Source organism: Alicyclobacillus shizuokensis NBRC 103103, from assembly GCF_001552255.1.
Lineage (GTDB): Bacteria > Bacillota > Bacilli > Alicyclobacillales > Alicyclobacillaceae > Alicyclobacillus_G > Alicyclobacillus_G shizuokensis.
This window is the reverse complement of the sequence record NZ_BCQV01000040.1, coordinates 1-18,174: the sequence shown is the minus strand read 5'-3', so window position 1 is coordinate 18,174 and position 18,174 is coordinate 1. Positions and strand designations below refer to the sequence as shown.

At 61.7% G+C, this 18,174-nt stretch carries 15 protein-coding genes and 1 riboswitch; of the genes, 5 read left to right on the top strand and 10 right to left on the bottom strand.

Annotated elements, in window-relative coordinates:
- The first annotated feature begins 53 nt into the window (after positions 1 to 53).
- Together ASH01S_RS14280 and ASH01S_RS14275 are read left to right on the top strand one after the other, a co-directional pair.
- Positions 54 to 899: a pyrroline-5-carboxylate reductase dimerization domain-containing protein gene (locus tag ASH01S_RS14280; protein ID WP_169794246.1), complete on the top strand. Its 846-nt coding sequence runs from the start codon at positions 54 to 56 to the stop codon at positions 897 to 899.
- A gap of 230 nt (positions 900 to 1,129) precedes the next feature.
- Positions 1,130 to 2,620 (top strand): ATP-binding protein, encoded by a 1,491-nt coding sequence (locus ASH01S_RS14275; protein ID WP_157067154.1) that lies wholly within the window; start codon positions 1,130 to 1,132, stop codon positions 2,618 to 2,620.
- On the opposite strand, the gene ASH01S_RS14270 is transcribed toward ASH01S_RS14275, so the two are convergent.
- The 3 genes from ASH01S_RS14270 to ASH01S_RS14260 form a co-directional block, all read right to left on the bottom strand.
- Entirely contained in the window at positions 2,609 to 3,397 is a 789-nt protein-coding gene (locus ASH01S_RS14270) for a GNAT family N-acetyltransferase (RefSeq protein ID WP_067929122.1), read from the bottom strand. The two genes, ASH01S_RS14275 and ASH01S_RS14270, sit on opposite strands and share 12 nt — an antisense overlap.
- A gap of 69 nt (positions 3,398 to 3,466) precedes the next feature.
- Positions 3,467 to 5,320, bottom strand: a complete 1,854-nt coding sequence (gene pepF, locus ASH01S_RS14265) for an oligoendopeptidase F (protein WP_281178228.1) — start codon at positions 5,318 to 5,320, stop codon at positions 3,467 to 3,469.
- 108 nt (positions 5,321 to 5,428) lie between these two features.
- Positions 5,429 to 7,222, bottom strand: a complete 1,794-nt coding sequence (locus ASH01S_RS14260; RefSeq protein ID WP_067929121.1) for a thymidine phosphorylase — start codon at positions 7,220 to 7,222, stop codon at positions 5,429 to 5,431.
- Between the two features lie 50 nt (positions 7,223 to 7,272).
- Between ASH01S_RS14260 and ASH01S_RS14255 the strand changes: the two genes are divergently transcribed.
- From ASH01S_RS14255 to ASH01S_RS14245, 3 genes are all read left to right on the top strand, one after another.
- Positions 7,273 to 8,595, top strand: coding sequence for a lipopolysaccharide biosynthesis protein (locus ASH01S_RS14255; protein WP_067929120.1), 1,323 nt, complete (start codon positions 7,273 to 7,275; stop codon positions 8,593 to 8,595).
- A 73-nt stretch (positions 8,596 to 8,668) separates the two neighbouring features.
- Positions 8,669 to 8,832: riboswitch (cyclic di-AMP (ydaO/yuaA leader) on the top strand.
- Between the two features lie 3 nt (positions 8,833 to 8,835).
- Positions 8,836 to 9,714, top strand: coding sequence for a LysM peptidoglycan-binding domain-containing protein (locus ASH01S_RS14250; protein ID WP_067929119.1), 879 nt, complete (start codon positions 8,836 to 8,838; stop codon positions 9,712 to 9,714).
- Between the two features lie 155 nt (positions 9,715 to 9,869).
- Complete coding sequence (locus tag ASH01S_RS14245) at positions 9,870 to 10,646, top strand: polysaccharide deacetylase family protein (RefSeq protein WP_083517204.1); 777 nt, start codon at positions 9,870 to 9,872, stop codon at positions 10,644 to 10,646.
- A gap of 117 nt (positions 10,647 to 10,763) precedes the next feature.
- Here the strand turns inward: ASH01S_RS14245 and ASH01S_RS14240 are convergent, their stop codons facing one another.
- The 7 genes from ASH01S_RS14240 to ASH01S_RS14210 all read right to left on the bottom strand — a co-directional run bounded on the left by ASH01S_RS14240 (position 10,764) and on the right by ASH01S_RS14210 (position 18,016).
- On the bottom strand, positions 10,764 to 12,278 hold the full coding sequence (locus ASH01S_RS14240) for a FumA C-terminus/TtdB family hydratase beta subunit (protein ID WP_067929135.1): 1,515 nt from the start codon (positions 12,276 to 12,278) through the stop codon (positions 10,764 to 10,766).
- Positions 12,279 to 12,361: 83 nt separating this feature from the next.
- Positions 12,362 to 13,696 carry a diaminopimelate decarboxylase gene (gene lysA, locus ASH01S_RS14235; protein ID WP_067929118.1) on the bottom strand — a complete coding sequence of 445 codons (1,335 nt, stop codon included), beginning with the start codon at positions 13,694 to 13,696 and terminating at the stop codon, positions 12,362 to 12,364.
- A gap of 184 nt (positions 13,697 to 13,880) precedes the next feature.
- Positions 13,881 to 14,210 carry a spore coat protein gene (locus ASH01S_RS14230; protein WP_067929117.1) on the bottom strand — a complete coding sequence of 110 codons (330 nt, stop codon included), beginning with the start codon at positions 14,208 to 14,210 and terminating at the stop codon, positions 13,881 to 13,883.
- A gap of 79 nt (positions 14,211 to 14,289) precedes the next feature.
- Positions 14,290 to 14,565, bottom strand: a complete 276-nt coding sequence (locus ASH01S_RS14225; protein WP_067929116.1) for a hypothetical protein — start codon at positions 14,563 to 14,565, stop codon at positions 14,290 to 14,292.
- Between the two features lie 179 nt (positions 14,566 to 14,744).
- Complete coding sequence (locus ASH01S_RS14220; RefSeq protein WP_067929115.1) at positions 14,745 to 16,046, bottom strand: MFS transporter; 1,302 nt, start codon at positions 16,044 to 16,046, stop codon at positions 14,745 to 14,747.
- Between the two features lie 207 nt (positions 16,047 to 16,253).
- Complete coding sequence (locus tag ASH01S_RS14215; protein WP_067929114.1) at positions 16,254 to 17,501, bottom strand: multidrug effflux MFS transporter; 1,248 nt, start codon at positions 17,499 to 17,501, stop codon at positions 16,254 to 16,256.
- Between the two features lie 182 nt (positions 17,502 to 17,683).
- On the bottom strand, positions 17,684 to 18,016 hold the full coding sequence (locus ASH01S_RS14210; protein WP_067929113.1) for a hypothetical protein: 333 nt from the start codon (positions 18,014 to 18,016) through the stop codon (positions 17,684 to 17,686).
- Positions 18,017 to 18,174 lie beyond the last annotated feature (158 nt).

Below are 18,174 nucleotides of genomic sequence, written 5' to 3'. Positions count from 1 at the left end.
ACAAGCCTGTGACGAATACACATATCTATATCACGGGCAGCGAGGTGATTGTCGTGAGCATTGGCATCATCGGAACCGGAGTGATTGGCGGCATGCTGGCGCGGGCGTTTGGGCGCCTGCCAGAGGAGCAGGTCATCATTTTCAACCGATCCGTCGCCAAGGCGGAGGCCATCCGACGGGAATGCAGCCGCATCCGCGTCGCGCACTCGCTGCCGGACCTCGTCACCGCCTCCGATTTAGTGCTGTTGTGCACTCGGCCCAGCGACGCGGAAGAGGTGATGACCGAAATCGGCCCCGGCCTGCGCTCAAGCCAGACGCTCGCGACCACCATCAGCCAGATTCCCCTAGCTGTCTGGGAACAACAGACCGCAGCCCGGGTGGCGAAGGTCATCCCCAGCATCACCCAGACCGTACCAAGCGGCGTCGTACTCATCTGCTACGGATCCCGATTTGACGGCTTTCAGGAGCGGTTTGAGATGATATTCAGCCGCATCGCCACACCGTTTGTGGTCGAGGAGCACCAGCTGCGGCTCAGTTCCGACTTGGCCAGCTGCGGTCCCGCCTTCCTGGCCCACATTCTGAGCCAGTGGTCGGTGGCCGCCGCGCGCGTGGGCGACCTGAGCCAAGCCGAGTGCGAATACATTCTCAGCCGCATGCTCATGGGCGTCAGCGACCTGTTGAAAAACGGGTTCACGCTGTCGGAAATCATCCGCCAGGTGGCCATTCCGGGTGGCGTCACACAGGCCGGCATCGAGAGCCTCGGCGCCGATGTGCAGGAACTGTTTGTGCGTCTGCACCATGCGACCAGCGGCGGTCACCCGTCCACCGTGGCGGCGACTGGAATCAAGGTTCGGCAACCGGATGTGTTTTCCTCACCGTACATCAACGGCACAAATTGACAACTTTTGTCGAATGACCAATTCTCTATCAGAATCGTCTTGTCCTTCTTAAGGAAAAGGCCGATAATATTTGTAGACATATTGGAACGGGCAGGTGACACGGTTTGGAGCAGGCGTCTGTGCTTCCTCAGCAGGCTAGCGCGCGGTCCCACGCCGATGCGGAGGGTGACCTATCTGGGGATGCCGGATCGCGCGTCTGTGAAGGACGTGGAAGAAAGGTGCGGCCCAACATGCGAGTGTTCAATGCCAAAGTGGATAAGCGGCGACTTGTCGATGTGGAGCTTGGCAACCGCATTCATCAACACCTGACCTGGGTGCGCGCTGCGCGCGAACACTTCGAACCGGTCCTGAAGCGGTTGAACCAGCCAGATCTCACGGTGTTGATTACGTGCCCAGACGGATATCTGCTGGACATCGTCGGCGACCTCCAGCAGGTTTCCCAGCCGCTCCGGGATAGTCTGAGAGTGGGCGCCAATCTGCTGCAGCGGACAAGCCCGCACCCTGCGCTGATGCGCGCCCTCGCCAGCGGCTGCTGCTCGGCGGTGGAAGATAAGGAAGGCCGTTACGGACTGGCGCGCTATGTGGCGGCCGGAGGGGTGCGGCCGCATGACCGCGATCGCGTCGTAGGCGCCTTTGTGATTCAAACCGACAGCTGCGGGTTGGTCGGCCCCATGCTCTCCGTTCTGGCGGAATCGGCCGCCGTCGCCCTCGTGAACTGGTGGACGATGGAGGAACAACGCCAAGACCTGATGCGCCTGCACCTCGGACTCGTCAGCCAAATGGAGTATCATCTTGTCTTCATGGACGAGTCTGGCGGCTTGATGGATGAGCGTCACCCGATTCCGGTGAACGACCAGACCCGTCAGCGGATGCTGGATCTGACCCGCAACGAAGAAGGACAAATCCAGGAGTTGGCGATAGGTAACCGAATCTACATTATGGATGTGCGCACCTTGACCGATCCAACCGGCCAAGTGCGCCGCAAACTGGGGTTGTTCCGCGACATCACGCAGTCCAAGCAGTGGCAGGGACAAGCCCGCGACATTGAGAAGATGTCACTCTTGACCTCGATGGCGGCGGGGATTGCCCATGAGATCCGCAACCCGCTGACCTCGGCACGTGGGTTTCTGCAGCTTATCACCGAGCACCTGACCTCCGAGCAGGACCGCAGGTTCATCGACCTGACACTGGGAGAACTCGACCGCATCAATCTGTTGGTCAAAGACTTTATGTCCCTTGCCCGGCCGCAGGACACACAGTTCGCCCGGATCAACCTGAACGACGTCTTGTCCGGATTGGCGCAGTTTGTACAGCCGGAATCGGCGTTGCGTGGGGTTAGCTTTGAAACGGAGATTCTGCCTGAACCTGTCTTTGTCGAGGCCGACGCCAACCAATTGAAACAGGTGCTGCTCAACATCATCCAAAACGCCCTGCAGGCGTGCACCCCGCGTGATCTGGTGCGAGTGTCGCTGACCGCTGAACGGGACGAAGTCTGCATTCGCGTTCAAGATACCGGATGCGGGATGAGCCCACAGCAACTGGAGTGCGTGTTTCAGCCGTTTTTTACGACAAAGGAGACGGGCACCGGACTGGGATTGGCCATTAGCAAACAGATCATCGAAGAGCACCGAGGCAGCATCAGCGTAGAGAGTGCTGTCAACCAAGGGACCACCGTCTATATACGTCTCCGCCGCGCTCAGCCTGAGGCGTCAACCGCTTAGTCCGTCCGCCGGCGCCGCCTCGTTGTCGCCGGACGCCTGCAAACGACGTTCCCACACGTCCGCCTCGCCTTCCTCTGCCCCGGTCGGCCGAAACCCGCACACCGCAAAGAAATTGCGTGCCCGCAGATTGGTACGCGCCACTTCCACCAGGACGCGCTCAAAGCCTGCAAGTGACAGAAACTGAAGCAGCTCCTGCATGGCCATCCTGCCGATGTGCCGGCGGCGCCACTGGCTCTCCACATAGAACATCCGAAGCAAGGCAAGGGAACGGGAAGACTCCACGGCGCAGGCACCCACCCGCTCTGCGCCGGCCAGGAAGAAGAAGGTGTACGTCTGCGGTGAATCGAGCCATGCTTGCACGTTGATCTGCTCGATGCGGCAAGCAGTCGCACCGGGACGCCCGTGTTCAAGCGCCGCCACCTCGGTTGCGGCGGCTCGCGCCATGGTATCGAACCATTCCTTATCAGCCGCGCGAACGCGCGTCAACTGCAGCGACTGGGGGGATTCGGCCATCACCACGCTGCGCTCTGGGGGAACGGGCCGGCGAGAGGGCAACGGCCCTCGGCGCGCATCGGCAGCCCGGCGCGCCATCGCCAACGTCCGGCCCACATAGTCAAAGATCAAAAACAGACTGAACACGCCGCCGTAAATCATGACCGCCCAATCCCACAGAGGAACGGACTGCCCGCGCACGGAATCGGCTACGCACGCCGCAACCCCGAAGACAGCGCAGACCACCGAAAGGATAGCCACCCACCTGCGCCACGTGTTCGGCATGAATCCCCCATCCTTTGCCCGACAAGACGGATGCCGCCACAACGGCGGCCCCTTTGCGGTCCCATGGCGTTACCTCGTCAACAACCCTTCCAGTTCATCCACGCGCTGGCTGAACAGTTCCAAGGTCGAGCGCACCGGTTCCGGCGATTCCATGTCGACGCCCGCCTTGCGCAACAACGGAATGGGATGGTCCGAGCCGCCGCTCTTGAGAAACTCGATATAGCGGCTGACCGCCCCCCTACCCTCGCTCAAGATCTTCTGGGCCAAGGCGGTCGCGGCGGACAGACCCGTAGCGTACTTGTACACGTAAAATGGCGTATAGAAGTGGGGAATGCGCGACCACTCCAAAGCGATATCCTTGTCGACTATGCAGACCGCGCCAAAAAACTGCTCGTTGAGACGGTAATAGGTGTCGCACAGCCATTCCGGCGTCAACGCTTCGCCTGCCTCGACGTGTTCGTGGGTCAACTTTTCAAATTCGGCGAACATGGTCTGCCGAAACAACGTGCCGCGGATGGTCTCCAGCTGATGATTCAATAGGTAGGCCCGTTGTTTGGGATCGTCCGTTTGCCCCAGCAGGTGATGCAGAAGCAGATTCTCGTTCAGCGTCGAGGCCACCTCGGCGACGAAGATGGTGTAACTGGAATAAACATACGGCTGGGCGCTGTGGGAATAATGCGTGTGCATGGCGTGACCGAGTTCATGCGCCAGCGTGAACATGTTGTCCAGCGTGTCGCGGTAGTTGAGCAAGATGAACGGGTGCACGCCGTACGCTCCCCAGGAGTACGCGCCGCTGGTCTTGCCGCGGGTTTCGTAGACGTCGACCCAGCCGCCCTTCACTCCGTTCTCCGCCGTCCGCCGGTAGTCGCTCCCCAGCACCGACACCGCCTCGAGCACGGTTTCCACCGCCTCTTCGTACGGCACCTTCATGTCCACTTCAGCGACGATGGGCGTATATAAATCATACAGGTGCAACTCGTCCAGTCCAAGCACCCGTTTGCGCAGGGACAGATATTTGTGCAGGGCCGGCAGCGCCTCGTGCACAGCCTCAATCAGGTTGTCGTAAACCGAGACCGGGACGTCGTCCGCGAACAACGCCATCTCGCGGGCGGACGGATAACGGCGCACGCGCGCGTAAAACACATCCTTCTTCACGCTGGCTCCGTAGATGGCGGCCAGAGTGTTGCGGTGTTTGCCGTACGTCTCGTACATGGCCCGAAAAGCGCCTTCCCGAACCTCTCGATTCCGGCTCTCCAAGAACTGCAGGTAGCGGCCGTGCGTCAGCTCAACCTCCTGACCGTCGTCGTCGCGGACTTTCGGAAAACGAATGTCCGCGTTGTTAAACATGGTAAAGATCTGGCTGGGCGCGTCGCCGACCTCGCCCATCGCGGCCAGAATCTGTTCCTCCTCACCAGAGAGCACGTGCGGCTTTTCGCGCAGGATTTCCTCAATGACGAAGCGATAAAGGCCCAGCTCCGCCTCCGCATCCACCCACCGCCGCAGCGTCGCCTCGTCCATCGCCAATACCTCGGGGACAAAATATGACCTCGCCTCTTCGGTCTCCACCCACAGCGCTGTCGCCTTGTCGGTGAGCGCCTGATACGTGGCGTTGGCATTGTTCTCGTCCCGGCGCATGCGGGCAAACGCGTACAGACGCGCCAAGCGCTCGCCAATCTGGTCCTGCAGCCGCAACGCCTCCAGCAGCTTTTGTGGCGATTCGGTTACCGTCCCTTTCATGGCCCGCAGCTGCGAGGTCATCTGGCGCACCTGTTGCGCTTCTTTCTCCCAGGCCTGCAGAGAAGGATACATATCCTCCAGGTGCCATTTGTACTGCTCGTCAATCTCCTCGCGAGTCGGCACATCAACCGCCGACGCGCCGGCGGCATCGGCCGCCAAGGGATGCAAAATCTGCGCCTGGTCCACTGCAAAACCTCCTGTCGTTTTGAACTCCAAGGAGCGAGCAAATGTGAAACATCCACTCCGCTGTGCACTGTCAGGTCTGAGTACAACAACCATTGTACTGGATTCCGCCTATTTCCGCATTTGTTCTTGCGTAAACGCCAGCGGCAGCAGATCAGCCACCCGTACACGTTTGGCCGTTCCGTCCGTGTTCGTCAACCATACAGGCGTCTCGGGGCCACACAACTCGGCCATGACCTGACGGCAGGCGCCGCATGGAGTCACCGGCTGCGGGCTGTCGGCAAGCACGAGCAGCTCGCGCACGGATCCGTGTTCAGGGCGGACGCCCAGCATCAACGCGCTGAACAGAGCGGTGCGCTCCGCGCATTGGGTCAACCCGTAGGACGCGTTCTCCATATTGGCCCCCTCCACCACGCGACCGTCGTCCAACCGGACGGCGGCGCCGACCGCAAACCCGGAGTAAGGGACATAAGCGCGTTGGCGTGCGCGTGCGGCCGCCTGCAACAAGTCCTGCGGTGGTCCGCCCGATACCACAGCCTCTAGCATATCTTCTCTCTGACCGACAACCGGTTCGTTCTTCACACCCTCGCCGACACTCTCTTCGCCGATGATCTCCAACACCAGCGGCCGCGCAAACGGCTCCGTGTCGCGAATCTCAATCAGTCCCCGCAAGGTCTCCAGCGCCTTTTGCGCCTCATCCACAGTGCGCGCGTGCACCTCGACCAGCGGCTCCCCACGGCGCACCGGTTCCCCGACTTTCCGGCGCAATACCAGGCCCACCCGGGCATCCACGGTATCCTCCTGGCGATCCCGCCCCGCCCCCAACGCCATGGCCACTCGCCCGATGGCCTCCGCCTGCATCGCCGTAACCACGCCTTGTTCCGGCGCCAGCAGCGTCTCGACCACGGGCGCCTGCGGCAGCAGGCTCAAATCGTCCGCAACCCGCGGGTCCCCGCCCTGGGCCGCGACAAACTGTTTGAACTTGGCCAGCGCCTGCCCCGTCTCCAGGACCTCCTGCAGACGCTGGCGAGCCTCGCCGGCGCTCCCAGACAGACCGGCCATGACGAGCATTTGAGCGCCCAGATGCAGGCAGAGCTCGGTTAGATCGGCGGGCCCCCGTCCGCGCAGGGTTAGAATGGCTTCCCGCACCTCCAACGCATTGCCGATGGCCCAGCCGAGCGGTTCATCCATGCGCGTCAACAGGGCGCATACGCGACGCCCGGCCCGCCGGCCAATATCGACCATCAGGCAGGCCAACAGGCGCGCGCTGGCCACATCCTTCATGAACGCACCGGCGCCGACTTTCACATCCAGCACAATGGCGTCCGCCCCGGCAGCCAGTTTCTTGCTCATGACCGAACTGGCGATGAGCGGGATGGACTCGACGGTGTCCGTCACATCGCGCAGCGCGTACAACTTTTTGTCCGCCGGCGCCAACGCCTGCGTCTGCGCCGCCACCGCCAGACCAATCCGCCCTGCCTGGGCGCGTATCTCGTCGTCCGTTAAGGCGGTGCGAAAGCCGGGGATGGACTCCAGCTTGTCAATGGTGCCGCCGGTGTGGCCCAGTCCCCGGCCGGACATCTTGACGACCGTCGCTCCGGCGGCCGCCACAAGCGGCGCCAGGACGAGCGTCGTGGTGTCGCCAACGCCACCCGTGCTGTGTTTGTCCACAATGACACCGGGAAGGTCAGACCAATCGAGCTGCTCGCCCGAGGCTGCCATGGCTGACGTCAGGTGCGCAGCCTCCGCGTTGGTCATCCCCTGCAGCATTACGGCCATTGCAAACGCGCTCATCTGATAATCAGCCACCTCGCCGGCGACATACCCGGCCACCAGAGCTTTCAGTTCCTCCGCCGCCAACTCCAGTCCCAACCGCTTTTTATGGATGAGATCCACTGCGCGCATCCGCTCACCACCTGAATTGTGATTAGCATCACCCATTTTGAGCCACACCAATGCATATGCGGACCTCGTCGTTAACAGCTCGCACTTTCGTCTACAAACTCACCGTGTCCGTGCTGGCCTTTGCCGGCAGTGTATTGACCGCTCGGGCGTTGGGAAAAGCGGAACGTGGCGATTTTCAGCTGACCACGACCATCGTCTTGTTGGGCCAGACGTGGATGAACGGCTTTGCCACCTACCAGGCCCGAGGATTGGCCAAGCAGCGGGACGGGCGGCTGGCGCTTGTCCAGGCCGCCAACCCGCCGATGCTGCTATTGTCGCTGTGCGCGGTGTGCCTGTTGTCGGTCGGATTGGCAGCCTTGCCAGGACCATTGCCCACATCCGTCTATTGGGCCGCCCCGGCGCTGGCGTTCTCCGCCCTCGTGGGCTACAGCAACAGTCTTCTGCAGGGAGTCTCGTCCCTCGCATGGTTGAACCGGATCAACTCTGCCCAGCCCCTCGGCTTTCTCCTGCTCTATGCTCTCGCCTTGGCTAGCCCTGGCGCCCACACCCACGCTCTCCTGTTGACCTACGCGGCCTGGTTGGCCAGTTGGGCAGCGGCCGCCTTGATTGGACTTAGAGCCGCCTACCGCCAGCTGGGACCGGGGGCGTGGCGATGGCGCCCCTCCCGCAGCCACATCCGAGGCCTTCTGCGCTTCGGTGCTTGGCAATCGTCCGCCAATCTGGTCAACTACGCAAATTACCGCGCGGACTTCTGGATGGTCATCGCCCTCGTCGGCCCATCCGCAGCATCTGATTACGCCATCTCGTTGACCGCCGGTGAGGTGCTGCTGCAGGTATCGACTTCACTGGTGCAAGTGGTGTACCAGCGTTTGGCCGGGCTGGACCGGGCCGACGCCGTGGCTGTAGTGGAGACATCTTCGCGGCACACCCTGCTGGCCGCTGGCGCGGCTGCACTCTGTCTGGCCGTCGTCTATCCATGGTTCATACCGGCCGTGTTTGGTCACCGCTATGAAGACGCGGTTCTGCCTGCACTCTTGCTGTTGCCCGGCTTGGTGGCCAAGGCGGCCAGCAACGTCATCGTGCAGTTTCCCATTCATCAACTCGGGCACCCGCGCACGGCCGTCTGGATGAATTCGCTCTCCCTGCTCACCAACCTGGCCTGCTGCGGTCTCGGGATTCCTGTCGCCGGACTGCCGGGCGCCGCCTGCGCCTCGACCCTTTCCTACCTGCTTGCCTATGGGGTGTGCGTGCGGTGGTTCGGTCGCGTCAATCAATCCAATCCGCGGCACCTGTACTGGATCACCGCAGCCGACATCGCCCCTTACCTGCACCTGCTACAGCAGGTGAGAAAATCCAGCGATCCACGAAGCTAGACTCTACCGGCTCTGGCATCCTGTTGGTCTCATCGCCATCATTTGCGGGTTTCCCTTGTCCACCTCCCATGTTACGCTGTTTGGGCCAAAACTTCCATGCCATGAAGTACGGGGGATTTTCGCGCCTGCCAGCGATGACAGGCTTGGGGTGAACCGCAGCGCGGCAGCGTGTGCGCAGGGTTGACACTCACAACCCGAACCCGACAACTAACCTCGTCGGCAACCAAAGGAGTGAATCGATTGCGTCTGTCTGTTAAGAAGTGGAGTCTGTCGCTGGCCACGGCCGGGTGCACCCTAGCGGCCATGTCGGTGCCCGCCATGGCCGCCACACGCACCTACACCGTTCGCGGCAATGATACCTTTTGGTCTATTTCCCAACGGCAGCACATCCCGCTGTTCAAACTTCTGGCCGCAAACCCAGACAAGAATCCGTTGGACCTGTACCCGGGGTTGAAAATCCGTCTGCCGGAAACCACCGCAGCCAAGGATGTTCGCAGCCGCCGGGCGTACACGATTCAACCAGGCGACACGTTTTGGAAGATCTCTCGCCGTTTGGGTGCCAGCCTGCAATCCATCCTAGCCCTGAATCCGAAAGTAAACCCATATAAGCTGCAGATTGGGTCACAGGTCTGGGTGCCTGCGACGCACAGCACGCCGGCCGGTACACAGGCAGCTGAGGTTCAGGCGCAGCCGGAGCGCCATGCGGCGCGCGCATATCCGGGATCGCAGGCGGACACCACAACGCACGCGGCTTCTGCCGCTCAAACCAGCGCGGCCGCGCACAGTGGAGCGCCCGCGTCGTACCAGAAGGAGATCACCTGCACCGCCACCGCGTACACCGCGGCAGCGGCGGAAAACGGCTGGGGTCCGGTCGACTATTATGGCCATCCGCTCAAGCTCGGCACCATCGCGGTCGATCCGTCCGTCATTCCCCTCGGTTCCACTGTTTATGTCACCGGGTATTCGTTTGACGGTCTGCCGGCCGGCGGCATGATAGCCCACGCGGCCGATGTGGGCAGCTCCATCCACGGCAACCGGATCGACATCTACGTGCCGACCAGTTCCGCCCATGCCAGTGATTTTGGTGTCCAGCAGGTGAAAGTCTACGTCCTCAACTAGAAGTACCGCAAGACCTTGTGTGGCCAGGAGACGAGGGTGTCCCACTCAAGCCCGCACACGGCACATCGGACGCACAGCCAGGGGAACAGCCCCCTGGCTGTTTCTGCATAAAGAGCGCCGCGCAGCGCATACTCGGACAGGGGTGAGATGCGGTCATGCGTTGGTTTCCGATAACCTTACCCGCTCCAAGGCGCTGGTTGTCTGCACTTTGCCTGGTCTGCGTCGTGGGCGCGGCTTCCCTTGGGGCGTCTTGCCATCCCATGCGAGCCGAGGCGGAGACAGCGCCCAGCAAGGTCGTGTACCTCACGTTTGACGACGGACCCAACCCGCTGTGGACGCCGTATGTGCTGGACATTCTGCGCCGGGAGCACGTACAGGCGACCTTTTTCGTATTGGGCTTTCGGGCACAGAAATACCCGTGGCTGGTCCGGCGCATCCACCGCGAGGGACACGAAATCGGCAACCACGGGTATTACCACACCTATATTGTCGACCAGAATCAACGCTGGGTGGAGGCACAGGTGCGGCGGGCGGACGCCGCCATCGAGGCGGCCTGCGGCGTGCGGCCGATGTACTTCCGGCCGCCTGGGGGCATCCTGAACCCGAACAATGTCCGCGCCGTGCGCAAACTCGGCCATCCCATCGCGATGTGGACGGTGGACACCAACGACTGGCGAGCCACCAAGGCCCAGCCCATCGTGCGTGTCGTGGAGCGCGACACACGCCCTGGGTCCATCATCCTGATGCACGACGGCATCGACACCAGCAGCCGCTACACCGTCCAGGCGCTGCCACAGGTGATTCACTACCTGAAACAACATGGGTACACGTTTGCCATCCTGCCCGAGCACTACCGGGGCACGCGCCTGGGTGTACCGACCGCCCAGGGACGACCTACCCAAGCGAAACGCGCCGCACACTCGGCGCATTGACCGATGGGCGGCGGGGACGGCTCCATAGCGCCCGGTCGTCACGGCGTGCCCATCGGCGTCCGGGGCGCCGACACGGCGGCGCCGGGCCAATGAAGCGTTGTCGCCTGCGGAACCAGATCAGGCGAACACCGGGTCCTTCAAATCCTCCAGCTTGACCAATGACTGGTCAGCCACTTCCTTGTGCAGGCTGTTGCCGTGCGCGTCCATCGTCACAATCGCCGGGAAGCCGTCCACCTCCAGGTGCCACATCGCTTCCGGCACGCCAAACTGGTCGAGAAAGTCTACCCCGTTGACCCGCTTGACGCAGCGCGCATAATACTGGGCGGCGCCGCCAATCGCGTTCAGGTAGACAGCGCCACTCCTCTTCAGACCCGCCAGCGTCTTGGCACCCATGCCCCCTTTGCCGATGACCGCTCGTATGCCGAATTTCTCGATGATATCCGCCTGGTAAGGCTCCTCGCGGGAGCTGGTGGTCGGTCCGGCGGCCTTGACATGCCAGACGCCGTCCTCGTCCTTGAGCATGACCGGTCCGCAGTGATAAAGGATTCCACCCTTGAGATCCACCGGCGCGTCGGCGTGCATCAGGTACTTGTGCAGCTCGTCTCGGCCCGTATGGATTTCGCCGCGAACCAGCACGACATCGCCCACTTTCAGTTGGCGAATCTGCTGCTCGGAAATTGGCGCTTCGAGGACAATGGCGTGCTCCGTGTCGAACGCCTGAGCCGGACGCTCCAGCTTCTCCTCCTGATCCCGATACAGCCACCTGCGAATCGCACCGGTGGACGGATCGACCACGATGCCCAAGCGGCGGAAAGCCCAGCAGTTGTATGCGACCGACACATAGAAGCTGGCCGGAATCCGGTTCATGACACCGATTTTGCACCCCAGCAGGGTCACTTTGCCGCCGAATCCCATGGTCCCAATGTCCAGCCGATTGGCGGTTTCCATGATGTACCGTTCCAACTCCGCCAGCGTCTCATTCGAGTTGGTGTCGTCCACCTCGCGGAACAACTGCTCCTTGGCCAAATCGTAGCCGGTCGTGCGGTCGCCGCCAATACCGACGCCGATGAACCCGGCGCTGCAACCGTAGCCTTGGGCTTGATAGACCGCGTGCAGAATGCACTTGCGGATGCCTTCCAGGTCGCGGCCCGCCCGGCCCAGCCCCTCCAGTTCCGTCGGCAGCGCGTACTGGATGTTTTTGTTTTCGCAGCCGCCCCCTTTGAGGATGAGGCGGATATCCAGCTCATCTTGATCCCACTGGTGGAAGTGAATGACCGGGGTGCCCGGCCCCAGGTTGTCACCCGTGTTCTTGCCGGTCAGCGGATCGACCGAATTGGGGCGCAGCACGCCGCGCCGCGTCGCCTCCCGCACCGCCGCCCGGATATCCTCGGCGAGAGTCAACTGGTTGAAGCCAACCGGAGCATGCACGATAAAGGTCGGCATCCCGGTATCCTGGCAGATGGGCTGCACGTCTTGCTCCGCCGACACGATGTTATCGACGATGGTGTTGAGCGCCAACGCCGCGCGGCTTCCGAATTCCTCCTGGAGTTGCGCACGCTTGATAGCCCGCCGCACATCCGGCGGCAGGTTAGTGGAGGTTTCGGTGATCAGTTGCAATACGCTCTCCTGCATCGCGTTCACGGCAGGTGCCTCCCTCATGTATCAGTTCACTTTCCTACCTGATCTATTATACCTTACATCCCTTGCGGCACCGCCTACACCCGCTCTCTGCCCGCACCCGCCGGCTGGGGCGCGGAACGCAGAGGTCTGTCCAAACGCAGCACGTCCTGCCAGGTCTCCCGCTCCACGACTAACGTCGCCTCACCGTCTTTGGCAAACACCACGGCCGGATTCGGCAAGCGATTGTAGTGGCTGGCCATCGAATAATTGTAGGCACCGGTCGCCAACACGGCCAAGATATCGCCGCTCCTGGGCTGCGGAAGCGGCGTGTCGCGCGTCAGCAGGTCTCCGCTCTCGCAGCACTTCCCGGCAATCGTCCACACGCCGTCCGCCGGCTCACTCGCCCGATTGGCCAGCAGCGCCTCGTACTGAGCGCCGTACAGGGCGTAGCGCGGATTGTCCGTCATGCCGCCGTCGACCGCCACGTAACTACGCACGCCCGGAATCACCTTGGCCGATCCGACCGTGTACAGGGTGACGCCGGCCTGGCCGACGATGCTGCGCCCTGGCTCCACCCAGATCTCCGGCAGCCGATCCAAATCGGCAAATTGCCTCCGCACCGCCTGCACCAGGTCCGCGAGCAATCCGTCCACGTCTAGCCCCGGATCGGCCTCGGTATAACGGATGCCGAAGCCCCCGCCCAGGTTGAGGACAGAAAACGGCAGGCCAAGATCCAGTCCCACCCGGTACAACGCGGCCAGACGCTCGGCGGCGGCGATAAACCCGCCGCTCTCGAAGACCTGCGATCCAATGTGCGAGTGCAGACCGATGCACTTGACCGCGCTCAACCGAGCGGCTGTACGCAACGCTTCCGCCGCCTGGCCGCTGGCCAGGTCAAACCCGAACTTGCTGTCCTGCTGCCCGGTCATGATATAGTCATGCGTGTGGGCTTCGACTCCGGGAGAGATGCGCAGCAGGATTTGCGCCACCTGCCCCTTGTCCCGCGCCATCTTGTCCAGCACCTGCAGTTCATGAAAATTATCCACCACGATAACGCCGACACCACTGTCCAGGGCGAACTCCAACTCAGCCGGCGTCTTGTTGTTGCCATGCATGTGAATCCGCTCGGCGGGTACGCCAGCCGTCAACGCGGTGTACAGCTCCCCGCCCGACACCACATCGAGGGCACAGCCCTCTTCCCAGGCCAACTGACACATCGCCAGCGTGCAAAACGCTTTCGCCGCATAGGCCACCGTATAAGCCACGCGCTGCCGGCGAAACGCTTGATGGAACCGGCGAATGTTGTCCCGAATCAACGCTTCATCGTAGACAATCAGAGGCGTACCAAAGCGGGCGGCCAACAACACACTATCGCAGCCGCCGACATAGAGGCGCCCGTCGCGTATCTCCATGGTTCCAGACAAGTGCACCGCTTTGCGCGCCTCCCTGAGCAACAGAATGAAATAATATACGATTCTATGCAACATGTTTGGACATTGCAATAGGAGAACGCGGCAGCGGAGCAGAGACCGCTGCGCAGCCGGGAGCACAGCCGCGGAAGAGGAGCGGGGCGCCACCTGGGCGCCCCCGGAGGGTGGTCATGATTAGTGATGATTAGTGATACGGAAACTGTGTGGAGTACCCCTGAAACTGTTGAAACGTCTGCTGCAGTTTTTGCGGTTGCTCGGCCTCCAACGTGTACCAACCTTGTTGGAACATGGTGTTATAGATGTCTCGCGCCATCTGGTGCGTCTCGTTCAGGATGCCCATCAGGTCTTGGAACAGGGCGTCGTGGCTGGCCTCGCGGACAGCGCTGTTGAGCCCGTCGGTCAGGTACTTTTCTGTCGCCAGAATGTCATTCAGCCGATCCCGGTCGTTCATCTCGGGCCCTTGTGATCCATAGGGGGATTGCGGATTGGCGATCTCGTTCGGGTTTTGCGGCATCGCTCAGGCCTCCTCGCTGATGGTTGTGCGCGACCCTCTGTCGTATCCCGGGCTTAGCGCGCCTTGTGACCGGCCTCGTTCACTGCGGCCCGGGTGTGGGATGGCCAGGCTGGCAGTGCGCAAGCAGCTTCTGATAGTGTTGGGTGTGCATCTGGCCGGCCCGCTGGATGGCGGACGCGACTTTGGCGTCGGTGCACTCGTTGGCAAAGTGAAAACACTTCTTCGCGGCCAACAGTTCCCAGGACATCGCATCCTTCAAATAGGACAAATCCTTCGTCGTGATGACCGCCGGCGGGGCCATCATCACAGGCTGTGCTGTGGGCTGGTGGGTCTGCGGCTGAAACGGTCGCGGCATGCTCTCGCCTCCCTGCAATTGCTCGCGCCCCTCGCTCGTGAATGCCGCCGAGGGTGTTTGTCCCCTAGTCTGCGTCGCAGGATGCACCAAATATGCAGACCAACCAAACTTCCACCTGACGGCCCGCAGTCCTGCGACACATGCAAGCCGACCAACCGCCCCCAGTGGACAGCACGACCTCACGCACTCAACTCCGCTCGCTTGCCCGGTCGTACGAACAGCATCGCCACCATGCCCAGGGCGGAAGCCACAGCGGATGCCACAAACATCGCGCCGTAGCCGTGATGAGCTACCAACACACCGGTCAAGGTGGGCGCCAACACGGTCGCGATGTTGGTGATGAAGTGGGTGATGCCGCCGAACGCCCCCGCCCGCGCCGGCTCGGTGTCAATGACAATCGCCCAGTAGAGCGAATTGGGCAGGAAGTTGAACGCATTGCCCACTGCCATCAACACCAGCGCCATGGCGACGGAGTGGACGGCCGGGATGAGCAGGAAACAAACAGCCGTGCACAGCAGCGACAAGACGGCGACGCCAGCCCGCGCAATGCGCAGGTTGCCCGTCTTGCGGCGCAGCCAGTCGGACAGGCGTCCCCCCAACAACACCGTCACACAAGCGCCAACCCACGGAATCATGCCCATGTACCAGAGATTGGACAGGGAGTAATGAAACGTGTCCAAGAGATACTTGGGCGTCCATGACAACAACAGGAAGTTCACATATTGAAAGGCGAAATAGCCGATGGCGTTGCAGACCAGCGTCGCCCGCTTGAAGAAAAAGTACCATGGCACGCCTCGCTGCTCCGATTCCTGCAAGGTGGCCTCGTTTTCCAGCACCTCTTGGGAACGAATCTCAGCCAACTCCTGTTCCGTGACCCGCGGGTGCTGCTCCGGCCTGTCGGTGAACACACGCGACCAAACGATGACCCAGATAAGTCCCAGAATACCGAGAATGATGAACGTTGTCTGCCAGGTGGTGATAGACAAGAGACCAACCGCAATCGGCGCGGTGATGAGAGAGCCAAACGGCACCCCAAACAGACCGAACGATTGCATGAATCCTTTTTCCTTCGGGCTGGCCCAGTTGGCCACCGTTTTGTTCATGGTCGAGAACAACGGTCCTTCCGAGATCCCAAACAGAATCCGAAACACCGCGAACCCGGCCAGGGCCGATCCGCCCAGCACCGCCATGCCGATGTTGCCGGCAAACGCCATGCAGATCTCGAACACGGACCATAGACTGCCCGCTGTTAACCACACCCACTTCGGCCCGAGGCGATCTGCGAGAAAGCCCCCTACGATAGATCCGGCCATGTATCCGTACCCGAAATAGCCGAGCACCGCGCCCCAGGATTCAGCGTTGAGGTGAAACGCCGAGATGATGGGATCGGCGGCATAGGATATCGCTCCGCGGTCCAAATAGTTGATCATGGTCATCAATACGACCAACGACATAATGAAGTAGCGATACCTGTGACCCATGAGTCCCCCTCCTCGATCCCGGAATCGTTTTCAAGTAAAAATATTGAAATTCACCTACAGTCTAACGCATCCTGGAAGGATTGCAAACTGCCTGTTCGCATATCATGTTCCATGCAAAGGGGGCTGCCCCTCCCCCATCTTACGACAGGGTTTGGGACGGCCCCGCCTTTTCCTCCTCATCGACACCAACGACTCTCCGGGATCGCCTTACCCTTGAACGGACGGCGGCATCGCCAACGGCCTGTGCTTGGGCCGCTGTACCAGGACGAGGTAAGACAAGCCAGCCAACAGATGACAAACGGCCATCACCAACGCCATCGGCAATGCTGTCCGGCTGCCGCCCAACCCGACCAGCGGGGACGCCACGCTCCCCAGCAGCATCCCTGACACGCCCAACCAGGCCGATGCACTACCGGCACGCCGTCCGTGGTTTTGCAGCGCCAGCGATCCGCAGGTGGTACTGATGCACCCGACGCTGGCGACGGCCACAAACAACGCAGGCAGCACCAACGTTAACCCCACACCGCAGGCCGCGCCCGCCAGCAGAGTGATGCCTGCCGCGGCGGCCAAGCTCAAACCCACGGCCAGCACACGCCGCTCCCCGAAGCGGCCGGCCGTCCGCGCCGCCACCTGGCCAGCCGCGATGATGCCCAGTCCGTTGATGGCGAAGATCACACTGAAGGTCTGGGGAGAGACGTGGAACAGCTCTTGCAGAACAAAGGAGGACCCGGAGATATAGCCAAACATGGCGGCGAACGCCATGCCCTGGGCCAGCACAAAGCCGACAAACTCCACATCCCGAAGGAGCCCGCCGAGCGAGCTCACCGTCCGCTTGAGCCCGCCCGTCGTCCTGCGCTCCTTGGGCAGGCTTTCTGGAAGGAACAGGAGAACAGCCAGCCAAAACACGATACCCAACAGGCACAACACGACAAATACGCCATGCCAGGACGTCACGCGCAACAGCTGTCCGCCCACAACCGGCGCCAACACCGGCGCCGCTCCGTTCACGAGCATCAACAGCGCGAAAAAGCGTGTGAGTTCCAGACCCTCGAAGTGATCCCTGGCCACCGCACGGGCAATGACAATACCCGAAGCCCCGGCCAATCCCTGAAAGAAGCGGATGCAAACCAGGGTCCAAATCGACACAGTCCAAGCGCACAGCGCCGAGGCCACCGCGTACAGCGCAAGCCCTAAAAGCAGCGGCCGACGGCGGCCCATCGCGTCGCTAATAGGGCCGGCCGCCAGCTGTCCCAACGCCAACCCCAGCAAACAAGCCGTCAAACTCAACTGCGCCACCGAGGTACCAGCATGCATATCTGCGGCCATGGAGGGCAGGGCTGGCAGATACATGTCAATCGAAAACGGTCCTAACCCCGTCAAGCTGCCTAAAATCACAGCCAGCAACACCCGTCGGGAACCGCGCACGGCCCCGGAAGCCATCGGATCGACCGTCATCAGCCTTGCGCCCCCTCTCCATCGTTCGCGGTCTTAACCTGCGCCGCAGGTCGGATGGCCGCGTGAACGCCATCTATACTAGTGCATTCTGTCGCCATCGACAATGCTTCATAGGAAAGGAAGGGAAAAGATGGCGCTTACATGAGGCGGGCATGGTCACGTCTCACGTCGTGTGACTCAGGTCACCGCTGCGACCGCGCGGGAGGATTAGAGCCATAGGCGCGAACCGATTCCATGCCAGAAGGGGCATGCTGATGAGTGAGTTTGCGGCCACCCTTAGGCGTTTTCAACTCTTCGATGAACGCTGCCCATGTCGGCGCGTGGGCAGCCATCCAGATCAGGTGTTCCAGTTGGCCGGGGTCGTCCATAGCGAGGATAACGTTGCTTACCTCGCCTGAGACCAGCCCAAAACGAAGGGCAAGCAGCGCAAGCAAATCAGCCTTATAGGTCTGGAGCGTCGCCTCCTGCTCCACCCACCGCGGATGTCCGACCTGTCCTTCGGTTGCATGTACCATGACGAAACATCCTCCCGGAGCGATGTGTCCAACAGGCCATGCTATGCTTGCAGATGTGAATCGCCCTACCTTGGGGAGATTCCCTCTCTACTGAGCATAGTGATTGACTGCCAGCGCGGGGAGATGCGGCGTAACCATTTCGGGATGTGTCGATACGA

Bases quoted from the DNA above. Each gene is read 5' to 3' on its own strand.
- ASH01S_RS14275 (WP_157067154.1), top strand. From the start codon at position 1,130: ATGCGAGTGTTCAATGCCAAAGTGGATAAGCGGCGACTTGTCGATGTG.
- ASH01S_RS14270 (WP_067929122.1), bottom strand. From the start codon at position 3,397: ATGCCGAACACGTGGCGCAGGTGGGTGGCTATCCTTTCGGTGGTCTGC.
- ASH01S_RS14260 (WP_067929121.1), bottom strand. From the start codon at position 7,222: ATGCGCGCAGTGGATCTCATCCATAAAAAGCGGTTGGGACTGGAGTTG.
- ASH01S_RS14255 (WP_067929120.1), top strand. From the start codon at position 7,273: ATGCATATGCGGACCTCGTCGTTAACAGCTCGCACTTTCGTCTACAAA.
- ASH01S_RS14245 (WP_083517204.1), top strand. From the start codon at position 9,870: ATGCGTTGGTTTCCGATAACCTTACCCGCTCCAAGGCGCTGGTTGTCT.
- ASH01S_RS14240 (WP_067929135.1), bottom strand. From the start codon at position 12,278: ATGCAGGAGAGCGTATTGCAACTGATCACCGAAACCTCCACTAACCTG.
- ASH01S_RS14230 (WP_067929117.1), bottom strand. From the start codon at position 14,210: ATGCCGCAAAACCCGAACGAGATCGCCAATCCGCAATCCCCCTATGGA.
- ASH01S_RS14225 (WP_067929116.1), bottom strand. From the start codon at position 14,565: ATGCCGCGACCGTTTCAGCCGCAGACCCACCAGCCCACAGCACAGCCT.
- ASH01S_RS14220 (WP_067929115.1), bottom strand. From the start codon at position 16,046: ATGGGTCACAGGTATCGCTACTTCATTATGTCGTTGGTCGTATTGATG.
- ASH01S_RS14215 (WP_067929114.1), bottom strand. From the start codon at position 17,501: ATGACGGTCGATCCGATGGCTTCCGGGGCCGTGCGCGGTTCCCGACGG.
- ASH01S_RS14210 (WP_067929113.1), bottom strand. From the start codon at position 18,016: ATGGTACATGCAACCGAAGGACAGGTCGGACATCCGCGGTGGGTGGAG.